The sequence below is a fragment of the Maritimimonas sp. 2304DJ26-3 genome, from assembly GCF_056591635.1.
The window spans coordinates 758036-774280 of sequence record NZ_JBWQOK010000002.1 but is presented as its reverse complement, the minus strand read 5'-3'; the positions used below and the strand labels follow the sequence as shown (position 1 = coordinate 774280).

The 16245-nt window shown below is 32.5% G+C and carries 18 protein-coding genes; 8 read left to right on the top strand and 10 right to left on the bottom strand.

Annotated elements, in window-relative coordinates:
- Positions 1-12: 12 nt before the first annotated feature.
- Complete coding sequence (locus tag AC1EUV_RS08590; RefSeq protein WP_480198277.1) at positions 13-1062, bottom strand: hypothetical protein; 1050 nt, start codon at positions 1060-1062, stop codon at positions 13-15.
- Between the two features lie 12 nt (positions 1063-1074).
- Positions 1075-1932, bottom strand: coding sequence for a DUF4412 domain-containing protein (locus tag AC1EUV_RS08585; RefSeq protein ID WP_480198276.1), 858 nt, complete (start codon positions 1930-1932; stop codon positions 1075-1077).
- Between the two features lie 232 nt (positions 1933-2164).
- Between AC1EUV_RS08585 and porQ the strand changes: the two genes are divergently transcribed.
- Both porQ and cmk read left to right on the top strand, forming a co-directional pair.
- Positions 2165-3199 carry a type IX secretion system protein PorQ gene (porQ, locus tag AC1EUV_RS08580; RefSeq protein WP_480198275.1) on the top strand — a complete coding sequence of 345 codons (1035 nt, stop codon included), beginning with the start codon at positions 2165-2167 and terminating at the stop codon, positions 3197-3199.
- 1 nt (position 3200) lies between these two features.
- Positions 3201-3908: a (d)CMP kinase gene (cmk, locus tag AC1EUV_RS08575; RefSeq protein WP_480198274.1), complete on the top strand. Its 708-nt coding sequence runs from the start codon at positions 3201-3203 to the stop codon at positions 3906-3908.
- A gap of 63 nt (positions 3909-3971) precedes the next feature.
- Here cmk and AC1EUV_RS08570 read toward each other — a convergent pair whose 3' ends face one another.
- The 4 genes from AC1EUV_RS08570 to AC1EUV_RS08555 all read right to left on the bottom strand — a co-directional run bounded on the left by AC1EUV_RS08570 (position 3972) and on the right by AC1EUV_RS08555 (position 6383).
- Complete coding sequence (locus AC1EUV_RS08570; protein WP_480198273.1) at positions 3972-4568, bottom strand: mobile mystery protein B; 597 nt, start codon at positions 4566-4568, stop codon at positions 3972-3974.
- Positions 4559-5020: a mobile mystery protein A gene (locus AC1EUV_RS08565; RefSeq protein ID WP_480198272.1), complete on the bottom strand. Its 462-nt coding sequence runs from the start codon at positions 5018-5020 to the stop codon at positions 4559-4561. The genes AC1EUV_RS08570 and AC1EUV_RS08565 overlap by 10 nt, the downstream gene beginning before the upstream one ends.
- Positions 5021-5256: 236 nt before the next feature.
- Positions 5257-5886: a 7-carboxy-7-deazaguanine synthase QueE gene (locus tag AC1EUV_RS08560; RefSeq protein ID WP_480198271.1), complete on the bottom strand. Its 630-nt coding sequence runs from the start codon at positions 5884-5886 to the stop codon at positions 5257-5259.
- Positions 5886-6383 (bottom strand): RidA family protein, encoded by a 498-nt coding sequence (locus AC1EUV_RS08555; RefSeq protein ID WP_480198270.1) that lies wholly within the window; start codon positions 6381-6383, stop codon positions 5886-5888. The genes AC1EUV_RS08560 and AC1EUV_RS08555 overlap by 1 nt, the downstream gene beginning before the upstream one ends.
- A gap of 118 nt (positions 6384-6501) precedes the next feature.
- Here AC1EUV_RS08555 and AC1EUV_RS08550 point away from each other — a divergent pair, with 118 nt between their 5' ends.
- From AC1EUV_RS08550 to AC1EUV_RS08535, 4 genes are read left to right on the top strand one after another with little or no spacing between them, the layout of a single operon-like run.
- Positions 6502-8019 carry a helicase HerA-like domain-containing protein gene (locus tag AC1EUV_RS08550; protein WP_480198269.1) on the top strand — a complete coding sequence of 506 codons (1518 nt, stop codon included), beginning with the start codon at positions 6502-6504 and terminating at the stop codon, positions 8017-8019.
- Positions 8020-8021: 2 nt separating this feature from the next.
- The gene (locus AC1EUV_RS08545; protein ID WP_480198268.1) at positions 8022-8567 is read left to right on the top strand and encodes a hypothetical protein; all 546 of its coding nucleotides are present in this window, start codon (positions 8022-8024) and stop codon (positions 8565-8567) included.
- A 3-nt stretch (positions 8568-8570) separates the two neighbouring features.
- Positions 8571-9068 (top strand): YkgJ family cysteine cluster protein, encoded by a 498-nt coding sequence (locus AC1EUV_RS08540; RefSeq protein WP_480198267.1) that lies wholly within the window; start codon positions 8571-8573, stop codon positions 9066-9068.
- A 50-nt stretch (positions 9069-9118) separates the two neighbouring features.
- Positions 9119-9583, top strand: a complete 465-nt coding sequence (locus tag AC1EUV_RS08535; RefSeq protein ID WP_480198266.1) for a DUF6174 domain-containing protein — start codon at positions 9119-9121, stop codon at positions 9581-9583.
- 5 nt (positions 9584-9588) lie between these two features.
- Here AC1EUV_RS08535 and AC1EUV_RS08530 read toward each other — a convergent pair whose 3' ends face one another.
- The gene (locus tag AC1EUV_RS08530) at positions 9589-10818 is read right to left on the bottom strand and encodes an exo-beta-N-acetylmuramidase NamZ family protein (protein WP_480198265.1); all 1230 of its coding nucleotides are present in this window, start codon (positions 10816-10818) and stop codon (positions 9589-9591) included.
- A gap of 5 nt (positions 10819-10823) precedes the next feature.
- Here AC1EUV_RS08530 and AC1EUV_RS08525 point away from each other — a divergent pair, with 5 nt between their 5' ends.
- Together AC1EUV_RS08525 and lpdA are read left to right on the top strand one after the other, a co-directional pair.
- A complete protein-coding gene (locus AC1EUV_RS08525; protein ID WP_480198264.1) occupies positions 10824-12059 on the top strand; it encodes an ABC transporter permease in 1236 nt (411 codons plus the stop codon).
- A 221-nt stretch (positions 12060-12280) separates the two neighbouring features.
- Positions 12281-13654 (top strand): dihydrolipoyl dehydrogenase, encoded by a 1374-nt coding sequence (lpdA, locus tag AC1EUV_RS08520; RefSeq protein WP_480198263.1) that lies wholly within the window; start codon positions 12281-12283, stop codon positions 13652-13654.
- A gap of 197 nt (positions 13655-13851) precedes the next feature.
- On the opposite strand, the gene AC1EUV_RS08515 is transcribed toward lpdA, so the two are convergent.
- The 3 genes from AC1EUV_RS08515 to AC1EUV_RS08505 all read right to left on the bottom strand — a co-directional run bounded on the left by AC1EUV_RS08515 (position 13852) and on the right by AC1EUV_RS08505 (position 16214).
- A complete protein-coding gene (locus AC1EUV_RS08515) occupies positions 13852-14211 on the bottom strand; it encodes a nuclear transport factor 2 family protein (protein WP_480198262.1) in 360 nt (119 codons plus the stop codon).
- Positions 14212-14491: 280 nt separating this feature from the next.
- Positions 14492-15175: a DUF4386 domain-containing protein gene (locus AC1EUV_RS08510; RefSeq protein WP_480198261.1), complete on the bottom strand. Its 684-nt coding sequence runs from the start codon at positions 15173-15175 to the stop codon at positions 14492-14494.
- Positions 15176-15242: 67 nt separating this feature from the next.
- Positions 15243-16214 (bottom strand): YitT family protein, encoded by a 972-nt coding sequence (locus tag AC1EUV_RS08505; RefSeq protein WP_480198260.1) that lies wholly within the window; start codon positions 16212-16214, stop codon positions 15243-15245.
- Between the last annotated feature and the right edge of the window lie 31 nt (positions 16215-16245).

The window sequence follows — 16245 nt, the reverse complement described above, 5'->3', positions numbered from 1 at the left end:
GTTTAGCGTGAATTAGTTACGATTAATTAGTCTTTGCATTATTGGTGGTAACTCACGATAAGCAGGTAAATTTACTGTTACATCTCTATCATATTCGAAAGAGGCAGTACCGTCTTTTCCAGAATCTATAAATATAAGCCTGTTGTATTGATCAAAAATCATAGATTTACCTCGTTCTGAGCCTGAGCCAGCAGTTAGCTTTACACAACTTTGCGTAACACCATCTGGGCAAGTTTGTGGTGTTTCAATTATATTGTCACTAGCATATTTTGTTTTAATATAATCGGGTGAGTATAAAAAAGCCCAATGTATAAAAATAGGAAACCCACCTATTTGAGATTGTAATCTATCAAATGATTGCCTAATCTTTCTTCTTAATGCTTCAGTATCTATATCAGAAAGATTTTCAAGAAAATTTTCAAGCTCATCGAAATAATTACTTGAATTGGTATTACTAAAACTTTGAAGATTCATCATATTTAGTATGTCTATGTATCTGTTAATTAGACCAGCATCTTGTACTCGATCTATTGCATCTAAACCAAGATTTGTAATTCCTTCCATTTTAAACCTGGTATAAACAGTTGAGCCTTGCATTTTAACAGGGGTATACCAGTAACCATCTTTATCTACATATTGCATAATATCTACAGCTTCTTGGGTATTACTTTCATTTAAATTTATCTCAGGTAATGTTATTCCAATCATTGATGTTTTTTTGGAATCTTTTGCACGCATTGATAAAGCTTTATTATCCCAGTCGAACTCAGCATAAAGAGACCCTTTTGATTCACCTTCATTATAATAGATACCATTACCATAAATACTAAGCCCCCCATTTACCTCTTCAAAAGTCGCATTCATAGTAAGCCTTATATCGCCTTGTCGCAGCATTATTTGTCGGATGACTTCATCTAATTCGGGCAAACTTTCAACAAAATTATTTAGAGAATTTTGTATACCATCCCATATATCACTAAGTTCGGATGATGTCTGTGTTTGTGCTTTTGTAGTAGTGTTTATCAATAATACAATAGCTATAAGTATATATTTCGTTTTCATTAGATTTTATTTTTATTCTAAATATTCATTATTGTTAAATGTTAATGTTTCGGGCTGTAGCTCTATGCAGCGCATTTGGTAATTTTTGGAAGAAGATTCAACCGATGTAAAAGAGACTTCCATAATCATGGTGTTTTTACTAAAAGGCGAATTAGCTTCATCGGTGCGCCTTGAAAACATAGTTCCAAATAAGGTTGCAGGTGCTTCATTAGTAACCCAAAGCTTCGTTGTACCAATTTGAGAAGATATTTCATAGCCCTTGCAGTTGTAGCCTAGTATTGCTTTTTCGCCAATAGATTTTACTTTTTTATCAGGACCATCTTTATATGCACCAATAAGTTTAGCTTTGGTAAGAATATTCATTTTTTTGTGAGCTCTTCTTTTTTTACTGTTTATTTTGGTGTAATAAACTTCTACATTACGTTGGCTATCGTAAATAATATGTTCGGTTAAGTTTTTATTAGTTTGCTTTTTGGCATAATATGTTTTACCAGGTTGTAGGTAATATTGGGTTTTTTTGCTACCGTTGTTATTTTTTACTTCCATAACTGCTCCATATGAAAATTTATAATCACTAGGAAGCTTTATGTTATTATCTGGCGGCGCAGGCTGAAGCTCGCCCATCATCTCCATAGATGAATTTGATCTCTTGCTTTTATTTGTTTCATTCGTATTAAATACATTGCCAAAAAGACCACCTTTTTTCCTTTTCTTTTTAACAGAACTTTTTTCTGAAGAATTTTGAGATACACTATCTTTTTTTGCAACCTTAGATATTTTCTCCTTAAGTTTTTTAAGAAATTGTGCTTCTGCATTAGTATAGCCTAAACATGTGAGGCTAAATGCGAGAATTATTAACTTTAGTTTCATAATTGAATTTTAAATTGGCTCTATTGCCTTTTTAAGTAATTACATTGTTAGATTTAGAATCTAACTTTGTAAAATTATGCTATGTAAGCCAAGCTAAATGCTACATATGTAACAATGCATATAAATTATGTAACATCTTTAAAAAAGAGGTTAGGTAAGTAGTTTTGAATATGTAAAATTATACTTGATTAATTACGTTATATTTTATATTTCTCTTTTCTTTGTGCGACGTATGAGAATTGTTGTTTTGTTTCTATTTTTATTCACTTGTTTGAGTTCTTTTACTCAAGTCGGGGGAGAACGTATATTCAATTTTTTAAACGTTACAACTTCAGCAAGACAAGCATCTTTAGGTGGTGAAGCATTAACTTTAACAAAAGATGTTAATCAGCCTTTATGGAATCCGTCTATTATTACGAATGAAATTGACAATCAAGTCGGACTGAGCTATGTAGACTTTTTAGCAGATGTTAGTTACGGCTCATTATCTTTTGCACACTTATTTACCAGACGTATAGGTACATTTCATGCAGGTATTACCTTTGTCGATTATGGTAAGTTTATAGCTGCAGATGAACAAGGAAATGAAACAGGTACTTTTAAAGCAAGAGACTTGGCTTTTCAAATTGGTTACGCGTATCAATTGCCATGGGATGGTTTTTCGGTAGGAGCAAATATTAAAGTAATTAGCTCTCAGATAGAAAATTTTAGCTCAAGTGGTTTGGCTGCAGACTTCGCTATATCATATTACAATGAGTTTAAACCTTATATGTTTACAGCTGTTATTAGAAATATAGGTTATCAGATATCTGTTTTTGATGAGACAAGAGAAGAATTGCCTTTAGAAGTTGCAGTTGGAGCATCGTATAAACTAGAGCATATCCCTTTAAGATGGCACTTAACCTTAAGTAATTTACAACAATGGAAGTTGGGCGTACCAAACCCTTCAGATAGCCAAACTAATATTGGAGGCGAAACAACAAACGATGATATTACTTTTTTAGGAAATGCAATTCGTCATGTTAATGTTGGTGCAGAATTTTTTCCTGATAAAGGATTTAACCTTAGACTAGGTTATAATTTTAGGCGTGGTAGAGAATTGCGTTTGACAGAAAGTAGAACTTTTGCAGGCTTTACAGCTGGCTTTGGTTTAAAAATGGGTAGATTTAAACTGAATTATGCATTTAGTAAATTTCACCCTGTTTCTAATACGAATACATTTTCATTAAATATAGATCTCGCTAGAGAAGGATTTAAACGACATTAAATTGAAAGAAGAAAACAAAATAATTATTGCTATCGATGGCTTTTCATCTACAGGAAAAAGTACTATCGCCAAACACCTGGCTAAAGAGCTAAACTATTTATACGTAGATACTGGTGCTATGTATAGAGCGGTAACTTATTACGCAATGCAACATGATTATGTAACTTCTAATTATTTTGATGCTAAAAGGCTAATAGCCGATCTAAAAAAAATAAAATTAGAGTTTAAGTATAGCGGAGATTCTAAATTTTCTGAAATGTACCTTAACGGGAAGAATGTAGAGCGTGAAATAAGAACAATAGAGGTTTCTAAGTTTGTAAGTTTAGTTTCAGAAATTTCAGAAGTTCGTAAAAAACTTGTTGAACAGCAGCAAAAGATGGGAGAGAAGAAAGGTCTGGTGATGGATGGTAGAGATATTGGTACAGTGGTTTTTCCAAAAGCAGAACTGAAGTTGTTTATGACGGCTTCACCAGAAAAAAGAGCCAATAGACGTTATAAAGAATTATTAGATAAAGGCCATAAAGTTGATTATGATGAAGTGCTAGAAAACGTACAACAACGTGATCGAATAGATTCCACAAGAGAAGACTCTCCATTAAGAAAAGCTAAGGACGCCGTTGAATTTGATAATAGTGATATGGGTTTACGCGAGCAGTTTGAGCGTGTGTATAGTCTAGCTTTGATAAGAATTAAAGAGAAAAACAACTAATAAAATTGAACCTATTTTTTAAGTTTTAAAAAGTTTACCTTTGGCGAAAGTGTTTTGTTGATTTTAGCTTTTTGCAAATTGAATTAATGGGATTATATTTCCACTATCAGCTTTTCTTAAAGCATTAATGTATTCTTTTCTTACATAATCAGATTTTACCATATTTGATTGATGCCAAGAAAATATTTCCTCTTTAAATATTGACTCCATAATAATGTCGGCAATCATTCTAGAGTGCCTTCCATTTCCATTTGGAAAACAATGAATTGATACTATTCGATGCTTAAACCTTATAGTAGTTTCTTCAGATGAATAAGTTTTGTTTTTAATCCAATATTTAGTGTCGTCGAGTAAATTTTTTAATTCAATTCCAATTTGTATCCAGGGAATTCCAATATTTTTTTCAGTTTTTCTAAATTCTCCTGCCCATTTCCAGACATCGCCGTACATTCTCTTATGTAAGTTTTTCACAAACTTTTCTGTCAAAATTTTTTCAGGTTTGAATTTTGTATGAATAGTCCATTCGACTGCTTTTTCAATATTCAATTGCTCAAATTCGTCGAGTTCGCCTTGAGTAGTAATTGACTTTATTTTTAGACCTTCCTTTTCATCTTCGTCTAAAGGTGTTTGTCCATCTTTATAGTCGAGTTCTAATCCCATAATGACTTTCTCGTTTCTCGTTTTATTTCAGTAGCAAGTTCTTTTATGGTTTTAGCTATTTTTTCGTCGCCAATACCTTGGTCCTCCAATTTCATATTTTGGTTGGTCCTTAAAACTATTTTTTTGGCCAGCTTTTCAGCTTTTTGCTGTATTAAATTGTTAATCGTTCCATCTTTTGGTATCAACGCATAAACTAATTTTAAGTCCATTACGTTGGCTACATCTTTTAAAGAATTCAGTGTTATGGTACCGTTAGCCTCACTTTCCTCAATTCTTTTAACACCTTGCCTTGTTATGCTTAATTTGGTCCCAAGTTGGGCCATAGTCATATTCAATGTGGTCCTTACTGTATTTATCCAGCCACGTTCTGGGACTAGGACCTTATCAGTTTTAGAAAATGGTTGAAGTTTTTGGTCCAATTGTTCTATTAGAAGTTTTCGCTTATTTCTCATTTGTTGTAACTTTTTAAGTTTACATGGTTAAATTAATGTAAACAATAGCATTTACAAATATAATAAAATGTCAACATAAAAGTTTACAAAAAATAATAAAAGTAACTCATTACGTTTACTTTTAGTAAATCATTTAAATTAAAGACTACTATAAGGATATAAATTCATTTTAATGATTCATATCTGACAACAAACGAAGTTACCTGAAAAAAAATGTAAGAACAAGCTAAATTATACTACGGTATATTCAAATATTTATGAGTTTGCAATGAGATTTTCCATTCAGGGTGTTCCATCACATAATCTACTAATAAAGGCGTCATTTTTTCTTGTTTGCTCCATTCTGGTTGTAAAAACAGCACACAATCTTTATTGACTTTTGCCGCTTGCTCTTCAGCGAATTGAAAATCATTTTTATTATGAATTATCATTTTCAACTCGTGAGCTTCTTCATAAATTTTTTCAAGAGGTAGTTTATTCTTTTTTGGCGAAAGACAAATCCAATCCCATTTTCCAGATAACCGATAGGCACCAGAAGTTTCTATATGTGTTTTTATATTTTTCTGTTGCAAATTTTTAGTTAGATAAGACATATCCCACATTAGTGGTTCGCCACCGGTAATGACAACAGTATCAGAATATTTTTTAGCATTAACTGTGATTTCATCAGCATGCGTTGGTGGGTGCAAATTGGCATTCCAACTTTCTTTTACATCACACCAATGACATCCAACATCGCAACCACCAATTCTAATAAAATAGGCAGCTGTACCCGTATGATATCCTTCACCTTGAATGGTATAAAACTCTTCCATTAACGGAAGCATTTCTCCTTTATCAACTAAATCTTTTGTTTTTTTATCCATTATTTTACCGCCGCGATCACATCGATCTCAATCTTTGCATCTATTACTAAATCGGCGACAAAGGTAGTTCTTGCAGGTTTATTTTTAGGGAAATATTGACGAAAAACTTCATTAAAATCTGAAAAATCATTTTTATCTGTTAAGATTACTGTACACTTAGCTACATGCTCTAGATCAGAGCCATTTGCTCCTAATACTGCCTTTATATTTTCTAAAGCTTGAGTTGCCTCAGCCTTGATTCCGCCGTGAGCGATCCTTAACGAATCATTATTAAAACCAACTTGACCTGTTAAGAATAAAATATCACCAATACGCACTGCGTCTGAATAAGGAGCACTCTTTCTTCGTTCGATTTTTGATTCTAAAAATTCAATTTTAGACTTTGTTACTTCAACGATTTCTTGTGCTTCTGTTTCTTTATTCTCTTTTACAGGACTATTACATCCGAAAAACATGAATAATAAAGCTACAATTGGTAAAAAGGATAGTTTTTTCATAATTATGTAGTTAGTTGTAACGAAGATACAAAATAAGCGTATTTTAAATAGTGTGTTAATTTTTGATTTGGAATTATAAGTCTTATTTTTATGACTTCAATCAAACCGATTATTCTAAATGAGTAAAAAAGAGGAATTCTTTAATTATATAAATGAAGGTTATAAGACCAAGGGAGATTTTATCACTTTAGGAGCTGCCATGTTAGGCGAAGAAACCGTAACAAATGCATTTGTTAAGGTGCCTTTAAAAACATTGAACCGTCATGGATTAATTGCTGGAGCTACAGGTACAGGTAAAACTAAAACTTTGCAGGTTTTGTCTGAGAACTTATCAGATAAAGGAATTCCAGTATTATTGATGGATGTTAAAGGAGATTTGAGTGGATTGGCTCAACCCAGCCCAGGGCATCCAAAAATTGATGAACGTCATGAAAAAATAGGATTACCCTTTGAAGCAAAACCTTTTCCAGTTGAAATCTTAACAATTTCTGAACAAGACGGTACTCGTTTACGAGCTACAGTATCAGAATTTGGTCCAGTATTACTTTCAAGGATTCTAGATCTTACAGAAACACAAAGTGGTATTGTTGCTATTCTTTTTAAGTATTGCGATGACAAGAAACTACCATTGCTAGATTTAAAAGATTTTAAAAAGGTACTTCAGTTTGCTACAGATGAAGGTAAAGAAGAGTTGCAAAGTGAATATGGTCGTATTTCCACAGCTTCAACTGGAGCAATACTCCGTAAAATTGTAGAAATTGAACAGCAGGGAGGTGACCTTTTCTTTGGAGAACGTTCTTTTGAAGTGAATGATTTAACCAGAATTGATGAAAATGGAAGAGGAGTAATTTCGGTATTACGTTTAACAGATATACAAGATAAGCCTAAGTTGTTTTCAACATTTATGTTGCAGCTTTTAGCTGAAATTTATAGTACTTTCCCAGAGCAAGGTGATTCTGGCAGACCAGAATTAGTACTATTTATTGATGAGGCGCATTTAGTTTTTGAAGAAGCTTCCAAAGCGTTATTAAATCAGATTGAAAGCATTGTAAAGTTAATTCGCTCTAAGGGAGTAGGTGTGTATTTTGTAACACAAAACCCTAAAGATGTGCCAGAAGATGTGTTGGCACAATTAGGTCTTAAGATACAACATGCTTTACGTGCTTTTACAGCAAAAGATAGAAAAGCAATAAAATTAACGGCAGAGAATTATCCTGATTCAGAATATTACGATACCAAAGAAGTATTAACCAGTTTAGGTATCGGTGAAGCTTTGGTTTCTGCATTAAACGAAAAGGGAATTCCAACACCATTGGCAAGAACTATGTTGCGCGCACCAATGAGTAGAATGGATGTTTTAACTTCTGATGAATTAAAGGAACAAATTACAAGTTCTAAAATTGCAAAAAAGTATAATGAAGAAGTAGACCGTGAAAGTGCCTACGAAATGCTTAATGGTAAAATAGACCGTATCAACAAAGAGGAAGAAAAAGAACGTAAGGCTAAAGAAGCTGCAAAAACTAAAAGAAGAACTTCAACAAGAAAAAGTACTCGAATGAACCCAATTTTAAAAGTGGTAACGAGTGCAACTTTTATTAGAGGAGTTTTAGGAGTATTAAAGAAGGTAATGCGATAAAGATGAGAAAAATATTAGGTTTTGTGTTGGTAGCTATGCTATTTACACAGTGTAAAAAAGAAGATAATTATACAATTGCTAAAGGTCAGTTAGGTAAACTAACATCTATAACGCAAGTGCAAGAACTTAAAGAAATTTTTGCAAAAGATTCTTTGGTGTCTAATTTAGGTGAAGGTGATTTTGCCAATGCGGCATATGATGAATATCGAGTTTTCGAAAAAGGAGGAAAACAATTGCTAACCCTAATACCAAAAGAGCAGCACGACTCAACTTCTACTATAGAAAGCATACAGATATTTGATAAAAGATATAAAACAGTAAAAGGATTAAACCTTGGATCTACTTTTAAGGATATTATTGATAATTATACTGTAAATAAAGTAGAGTCTACTTTTTCGTCGGCGGTATTGTTTATTGACCAAATAGATGTAACAATTGCAATAGATAAAAAAGATATAGGTATAAATGATTTTGGTGTTCAAAAGGTACGTTTAGATCAAATACCAGATTTGGCTAAAATAAAATACTTCACCCTTTGGTTCGACTAAAAAATGGAAGAACAACTTGAAAATTTACCAAAAGAATCCAAAGAAAAACATACAGAAACCAAAAAATATTTTGCCAAACTTAAAAAGAAGAATCCAAAACGATTGGATTTATTAATGCAAGAATTGCATAACGAAGAATTTGAAAGAACAGACTGCTTAACCTGTGCAAATTGCTGTAAAACTACAAGTCCGATTTTTACTGATAAAGATGTAAGTAGAATCTCTAAGCATCTTCGTATGAAAGAAAGTAAATTTATTGGTCAATATTTACAAAGAGATGAAGATGATTTTATGGTATTAAAAACAGCTCCTTGTACTTTTTTAGACGAAACCGATAATACCTGCTTTATTTATGATGTTCGCCCAAAAGCATGTTCAGAATATCCGCATACTAATAGAAAGAAATTTATTCAACTTACAAATTTGACCTTAAAAAACACAGAAGTTTGTCCTGCTGTATTTAATATAGTTGAGGAACTCAAAAAAAAATTACCATTGTAACTAAGCAACCAATACTTTAAACTTTCATCTTAATTCAAAATAACTATCAGATGAAGAAAATTTTATCTCTTTTATTTGTACTTGCAATTTTAATTTCATGTGATTCTGATGACGATGGAGGTGAGTTTACAGAGTTATTGAAAAATCTTCAATTATGGGAGTCCTCTCAAGTAGATACATATGTATGGACAGAGAATATAAGTTGTTTTTGTGGTGGTGTATTAGAGCGGAAGTTATTAGTAATCGGAAATGTCAAGAATAGTGTTGAGTTTGATGAATCTCGTTTGCCCCCAACTCAAACTGCAGAAGATATTTTAAATGACACTAATAGTGTAGAAGAGGCATTTGATCTTATTAAAACTATAATGGATCAGAACCCAGCTTCTTTAGTAGTTGAGTATGATAGTGAATATGGATTTCCGACTTTAATTAGTGTAGATTACGATTTTCAAGTTGCAGATGATGAGATTGCTTATAGTTATTCTGATTTTAGCTTTCCGTTAATCACAAATTAAAGTAGTCAATTAGAGTATATCAAATATTTACTTCTAATCTTCTTAAACTTTTCTAGGTCTGCTTGCCAGGTTCTTCTAATTTCTTCAGCCGATAAACCTTGTTTAATTTGTTCTTGTATTTTAGTATTACCTGCATGAACAGTAAAGGTTTCTCCAAAGAACCTTTCAGTTTTAGGCGTTTTGTTATAAGCATCTATGATCCATTGTAAATCAACTTTACTTAAACGATTTTTATTTCTTAAATCAACACCGTTACAAAGCTCGCTTTTATGTTTTGGGTACTTTGCGCCAAAATTTGCTTGAGGAGTATAGCTAAAACCTGTTTTTTCAAAGAATGGGGCTCCATAAATTTGAAATTGCATTTCGGTACCACGTCCGGCATTAATAGTTGTGCCTTCAAAAAGACCAAGGCTAGGGTATAAATTTATTGCTTTATCATTAGGTAAATTAGGTGAAGGTCTTATGGCTAAACTATATGGAGTTTGATGTGTATAATTCTGTAAAGGAATTACTATTAAATCACACTTTATTCCATTCTTTAACCAACCTTCCTCATTGATCATGTTGGCATATTCGCCAATAGTCATTCCATACACTAAGGGAATTTCATTTAACCCTAAAAAACTTTTATGTTCGAGTTCTAAAGTAGGGCCATCAACATAATGTCCATTTGGGTTAGGGTGATCAAAAACGATTACAGGGATATTCGCTTCTACACAAGCTTCCATTACATATTGTAATGTAGCAATATATGTGTAAAAACGAACACCCACATCTTGTATGTCAAAAATAACTAGATCTATCCCCTTTAGGCTTTCTTGTGATGGCTTTTTACTCTTACCATGTAGAGAAATAATAGGTAATCCGGTTTTAGCATCTTTACCATCTTCAACATGTTCGCCGGCATCTGCTTTTCCGCGAAAACCATGTTCAGGTGCAAACACTTTTTGAACCTTAATTCCGTTGGTAATCAAACTGTCTACTAAGTGAGTATATGAGCTGTCTCTTTTAAAAATAACAGAAGTTTGATTGGCAACTACAGCTATTTTTTTATCCTTTAAAAGAGATAAGTATTTTTCTGTGTTATTTGCACCAACAATTACTTCCTTTTTCACAGGCTTTTCAGACTCAATTTTTGAAGTGTTTTTAGACGTTTGAGATTTACAAGAAATCATCCCCGAAAGGGAAATTAAAACCAAAAAGAAATATGTACTTTTGAACGACATTTTAATCATCTACATTGAATTACGAGTTATTTATAGCTAAACGAATTATTGCTGCTAAACAGTATAAAAGTAGTATTTCATCGCCAATAATAAAAATAGCAATTGCTGCTATTGCATTGGGTATAATAATTATGATGATTTCTATTGCTACAGGCTTAGGATTACAACGTAAGATCAAAGAAAAAATTTCTGGTTTTAATGGCCATGTACAGATTGCTAATTACGAAGATAATAACTCACAAATTACTATAAATCCTGTTTCAACTAAACAAGATTTTTATCCTGAATTTGCTTCGGTAGATGGTGTAGCAAATGTACAAACCTATGCTGCTAAAGGTGGTGTAATTAGAACAGAAACTGACTTTGAAGGTGTCATTTTAAAAGGTGTTTCACAAGATTATGATTGGTCTTTTTTTAAGGATTATTTAGTAGATGGCAAACTACTAGAGCTTACTAATGAAATGTCTTTTGATGTATTAATTTCTAGAACTACAGCAGATCGGTTAGGTTTTAAAGTTGGTGATAAATTCAACACTTTTTTTGTTAAGAATGATCCAAACAAAGCGCCTAATGTTCGTGTGTTTATAATTGCAGGAATTTACAATTCTGGCTTTCAAGAATTCGATGAAAATTATGTGATTGGTGATATCAAGCAAATACAGCGCTTAAATAAATGGAATAAAGATCAAGTAGGTGGATTCGAAGTTCTACTAGATAATTTCGACCAGTTAAAAAATAAAGGTGGTGAAATCTATGCAAACATTGGCTCAACTTTAAATGCTCAAACAATTAGTGAAAAGTACCCAGCAATCTTTGAATGGCTAGATCTTTTTGATACTAATATTTATGTAATACTAGGCATCATGATATTGATAGCTGGTATTAATATGATAACCGCTTTACTGGTACTCATTTTAGAGCGAACACAGATGATTGGTATCCTTAAAGCTTTAGGTAATTCTAATTGGAGCATTCGTAAAATATTTTTATACAATGCAGCTTATCTAATTGCTGTAGGTTTGTTTTGGGGTAATGTAATAGGCATTGGTATTTTACTAGTTCAAAAATATTTTGGTGTTATTAAGTTAAATCCAGAAACTTATTATGTAAATCAAGCACCTGTTTATTTAGATTTCGGGTATATATTGTTGCTCAATATAGGCACACTTGTATTGTGCTTGATTATGCTGTTAATTCCGTCTTATATTGTTAGTAAAATAAGTCCTGTTAAAGCCATAAAATTTGATTAGTTCTCGACTGCGCTAGAACTGACAACCCCAAACTAGATGTCATTTCGAAATGACAAAAAAACAAAATACAAAACCCACAAAATTTCCCTAAATTTGTGCTTCTTAAAATCAACACAATAAATAACTCTTAAAAAGAATAAATTTTAGAAAATGAAACCTTAGAAATTATATAATAATTTTGAGGTTCCATCTGACAAATAAAAAACAATAAAAAAGAACAGATGAAATACGATATTATAGTCTTAGGAAGTGGCCCAGGCGGATATGTAGCTGCTATTAGAGCTTCGCAATTAGGTTTTAAAACTGCAGTTGTAGAAAAAGAAAGCTTAGGTGGTGTTTGCTTAAACTGGGGTTGTATACCTACAAAAGCCTTATTAAAATCTGCTCAGGTTTTTGAATATTTAAAACATGCTGAAGATTACGGATTGTCAGTAAAAGATGCCGATAAAGATTTTGATGCTGTTGTAAAACGTAGTCGTGGTGTTGCAGACGGAATGAGCAAAGGCGTACAGTTTTTATTGAAGAAAAATAAGATAGATGTATTAGAGGGTTTTGGTAAGCTAAAGCCAGGTAAAAAGATAGATGTAGATGGTAAAGAATATAGTGCAGATCATATAATTATTGCAACTGGTGCTCGCTCTCGCGAATTACCTAGCTTACCGCAAGATGGTAAAAAAGTAATTGGTTATAGAGAAGCAATGGTATTGCCAGAGCAACCTAAAAAGATGATCGTTGTTGGTTCTGGTGCTATTGGTGTTGAGTTTGCCTATTTCTATAATTCTATGGGTACAGAGGTTACTATTGTTGAGTTTATGCCAAGTGTAGTACCTGTAGAAGATGTTGATGTTTCTAAGCAATTAGAACGAAGCTTTAAAAAGAACGGTATTAAGATTATGACTTCTGCTGAGGTTACGTCTGTAGATACTTCTGGTAAAGGCGTAAAAGCTACTGTTAAGACCAAAAAAGGAGAGGAAGTTTTAGAGGCTGATATTGTACTTTCTGCTGTAGGTATTAAAACCAACATAGAGAATATTGGTTTAGAAGATGTAGGTATTGTGGTAGACAGAGATAAGATTTTGGTAAATGATTACTACCAAACTAATATACCTGGTTATTATGCTATTGGAGATGTTACTCCTGGTCAAGCATTGGCACATGTCGCTTCCGCGGAAGGAATTTTATGTGTGGAAAAAATTGCAGGACAACATGTAGAAGCTTTAGACTATGGTAACATACCAGGTTGTACCTATTGTACACCTGAGATTGCTTCGGTAGGATTAACAGAAGCACAGGCTAAGGAACAAGGATACGATCTAAAAGTAGGAAAATTTCCGTTCTCGGCATCTGGTAAAGCAAGTGCTGGTGGTAACAAAGATGGTTTTGTAAAAGTGATCTTTGATGCCAAGTATGGTGAGTGGTTAGGTTGTCATATGATAGGTGCTGGCGTAACGGATATGATAGCCGAAGCTGTGTTAGGTAGAAAACTAGAAACTACAGGTCATGAAGTTTTAAAAGCAGTACACCCACACCCAACTATGAGTGAGGCGGTGATGGAAGCTGTAGCTGATGCTTATGATGAGGTGATACATTTATAAAAACTACTATTTAAAATATTAAAAAGCCAAAATGAAAACTTTGGCTTTTTTTTGATTTTCGTTTAACTGTTTGTGTAGATTAATTGTGTATTAAGTACTTAATATTACAAATACAACGAAATTGAATATTCGCAAGAATTTTCGAAAGTGGGCTAGGAACAAACAACGAATTATAGATATTGTTGAGCAACGTTATTTTAATTTGATACAGCCTCGTGAGTAAAACTTATAGCTCGTTTAACAATCCAAGAATTATCTTTTCTTTCCCATACCGTGATAAATTTGGCTTTTTCTACTTTTTTACCATCAACATAGAATTCATGTTCACCAATTTGCACTGCTCCGTAACTTCCTAAAACATGAGATACTGAGCTCACCAATTTGCGAATAATTGAGACAGGTTTGGAACATCTGTCCTTAAATGAGGCTATTTCTCTTTCAAAAGAGGTATTTAACCCAGAACGATCATCATAAAACTCTAAATCCGGAGACATTATTTTTTTATAAAGATCTAAATCACACTTGTTAAATGCTACATTAAATAGCAAACTGTCCATTTTTATAATTTCATTGTCTAAAATTTTTTCGGATTTCAAGTTATCCTTGCTTTGTGAAAAAAGCTGGTTAGAAAATAAAATAAAAAAAAGTAAAGAGTATTTGAAGGTTTTTAAAGAATTCATTGTCTTAATGTTATTAGATTGATAATTTTTAAGACGATTAACTCATGTAATTGTTACTCTTTTGAAGTATTCTAATGTATTACAAAATTCTTCGATAAGATGTGCTTTTATTTCATCTTAGCAATCATTAAGCAAAGTTCTTTTTTATTTTAGAAAGTCAATTTAATTCGTTGTATTTTTCAGTTCTAAAACCCATTATGAGTAAAAACAGGATAAAGCTCAGTATAAAAACACCATTTTGTATAAAGAGATAGAAAGAAACGAGTATTTCTAATATCGATAAAATGGCACCAACAAAAACTATTACAGAAGCCAGTATACCCCAAATCGCTAACCATTTCGGTACTAAACTAGTTCTTAATAAGAAATAATATAAGATAATACCACCAATAGCATACAACATTAATATTAAAAAGTGAGCAAAGTAATAAGCCTCATGGTGCATAGTTGCTAGCGTTGTAAAATGTTGCGCATCTGTTACAGTATTTACCGCGTATTCTTTACCTACAGTTAATAATGACCAATGAATAATATTACTAATAATTACTATACTAAAGTTTATTATACCAATACCAAAGTAGGCTATAGCCAAGCGCTGGCTATATTTTTTTACAATAGGGTAAAGGTAAATAGCAATAAGCACAGCTATGGCACTGCCTAAAACATCTAGACCAATTGCTAATTTCATTTGATCAGCATTTTCAGTCAACCTATTTAAAAAATTTATGATGTTATCTCTTGCACCCGATAATCCTCTTGTGGCTGTGCCCCAAGCCCCAGTTATTACTGTTAATAGAAAAAGCATACCTACAACACGACCAGTATTTTTGGTAATCTGCATAATAAAGAATTTAAGTTAGTTATGCTTGTTAGTAGTAGATTGTCTACTATTGTTACGCTCTAAAGAGCTATTTTACAAAAACTCTTTTTTTGATCATACCACCTTTGGTGTCTTTAATACTTTGTTTAAAAACAAAGGCTTTTGAATCTATTTTATCAATTTCTGTTTGTAATCTGGCTATTTCTAATCGGGTAACAATAGTATATAATATATCGAGATCACGACGCTCTTCACCTTCTTTGCCATAGCCGCCTTCACCTTTATAGATGGTAACTCCTCGTCCTAAATTTTCTGTAATCATCAAACGTAACTGTTCACTTTCTTTAGAAATAATGGTAATACCAGTATATTCTTCAACACCTTCAATCACAAAATCTACAGTTCTTGAAGCAGCAAAATAGGTAAGCATGGCATACAAAGCAACTTCAATAGATAGTACATAAGCACCTACCAAAAATATAATGATGTTAAAAATGAAAATAATATCACCTATGGTTAATCCTGTCTTTTTACTTAGGTAGATGGCTAATACTTCAGTACCATCAATTACTGCACCCCCACGAATGGCCATACCAATACCAGCCCCTAAAAAGAAGCCACCAAAAACGGCAATCAACAATTTATCTGATGTAATGATTGGGTAGGGTACTATATATAGAATAAGTGCTAATCCTAAAATGGCCAAAATACTTTTTATGGCAAAACGGCGCCCTATGTTAAAATAACCTAAGACAACAAACGGTAGGTTGACAATTACAACCAATAATGAAAGTGACAATGTAGTTGTCTCTGAAATTAGTAGAGAAATACCCATAGCGCCTCCGTCAATAAAATTATTAGGTAATAAAAAACCTTTCAATCCGAAGCCTGCAGAAAGTATGCTTAGTAATATAAAGAAACCATCATGTGCCTTATGCCATATATTAACACGTAATAGTTTGGCTTCTTGTGCTAACTTTCTATTAGCGCTGAGGTCTCTTTCTTTTTTAAATTTTCGTTTTGCCAGCGCAATACTTATTCTTTGCCATATTGATTTCATACTTATATACTTTAAAAAGGTATCGTTACTA

Bases quoted from the DNA above. Each gene is read 5' to 3' on its own strand.
- AC1EUV_RS08570 (WP_480198273.1), bottom strand. From the start codon at position 4,568: ATGGGATTAGAACTCGACTATAAAGATGGACAAACACCTTTAGACGAA.
- AC1EUV_RS08555 (WP_480198270.1), bottom strand. From the start codon at position 6,383: ATGAAAAAACTATCCTTTTTACCAATTGTAGCTTTATTATTCATGTTT.
- AC1EUV_RS08590 (WP_480198277.1), bottom strand. From the start codon at position 1,062: ATGAAAACGAAATATATACTTATAGCTATTGTATTATTGATAAACACT.
- AC1EUV_RS08535 (WP_480198266.1), top strand. From the start codon at position 9,119: ATGAAGAAAATTTTATCTCTTTTATTTGTACTTGCAATTTTAATTTCA.
- AC1EUV_RS08560 (WP_480198271.1), bottom strand. From the start codon at position 5,886: ATGGATAAAAAAACAAAAGATTTAGTTGATAAAGGAGAAATGCTTCCG.
- lpdA (WP_480198263.1), top strand. From the start codon at position 12,281: ATGAAATACGATATTATAGTCTTAGGAAGTGGCCCAGGCGGATATGTA.
- AC1EUV_RS08585 (WP_480198276.1), bottom strand. From the start codon at position 1,932: ATGAAACTAAAGTTAATAATTCTCGCATTTAGCCTCACATGTTTAGGC.
- porQ (WP_480198275.1), top strand. From the start codon at position 2,165: ATGAGAATTGTTGTTTTGTTTCTATTTTTATTCACTTGTTTGAGTTCT.
- AC1EUV_RS08530 (WP_480198265.1), bottom strand. From the start codon at position 10,818: ATGATTAAAATGTCGTTCAAAAGTACATATTTCTTTTTGGTTTTAATT.
- AC1EUV_RS08515 (WP_480198262.1), bottom strand. From the start codon at position 14,211: ATGGACAGTTTGCTATTTAATGTAGCATTTAACAAGTGTGATTTAGAT.
- AC1EUV_RS08550 (WP_480198269.1), top strand. From the start codon at position 6,502: ATGAGTAAAAAAGAGGAATTCTTTAATTATATAAATGAAGGTTATAAG.
- AC1EUV_RS08565 (WP_480198272.1), bottom strand. From the start codon at position 5,020: ATGAGAAATAAGCGAAAACTTCTAATAGAACAATTGGACCAAAAACTT.
- AC1EUV_RS08510 (WP_480198261.1), bottom strand. From the start codon at position 15,175: ATGCAGATTACCAAAAATACTGGTCGTGTTGTAGGTATGCTTTTTCTA.
- AC1EUV_RS08540 (WP_480198267.1), top strand. From the start codon at position 8,571: ATGGAAGAACAACTTGAAAATTTACCAAAAGAATCCAAAGAAAAACAT.
- AC1EUV_RS08545 (WP_480198268.1), top strand. From the start codon at position 8,022: ATGAGAAAAATATTAGGTTTTGTGTTGGTAGCTATGCTATTTACACAG.
- AC1EUV_RS08505 (WP_480198260.1), bottom strand. From the start codon at position 16,214: ATGAAATCAATATGGCAAAGAATAAGTATTGCGCTGGCAAAACGAAAA.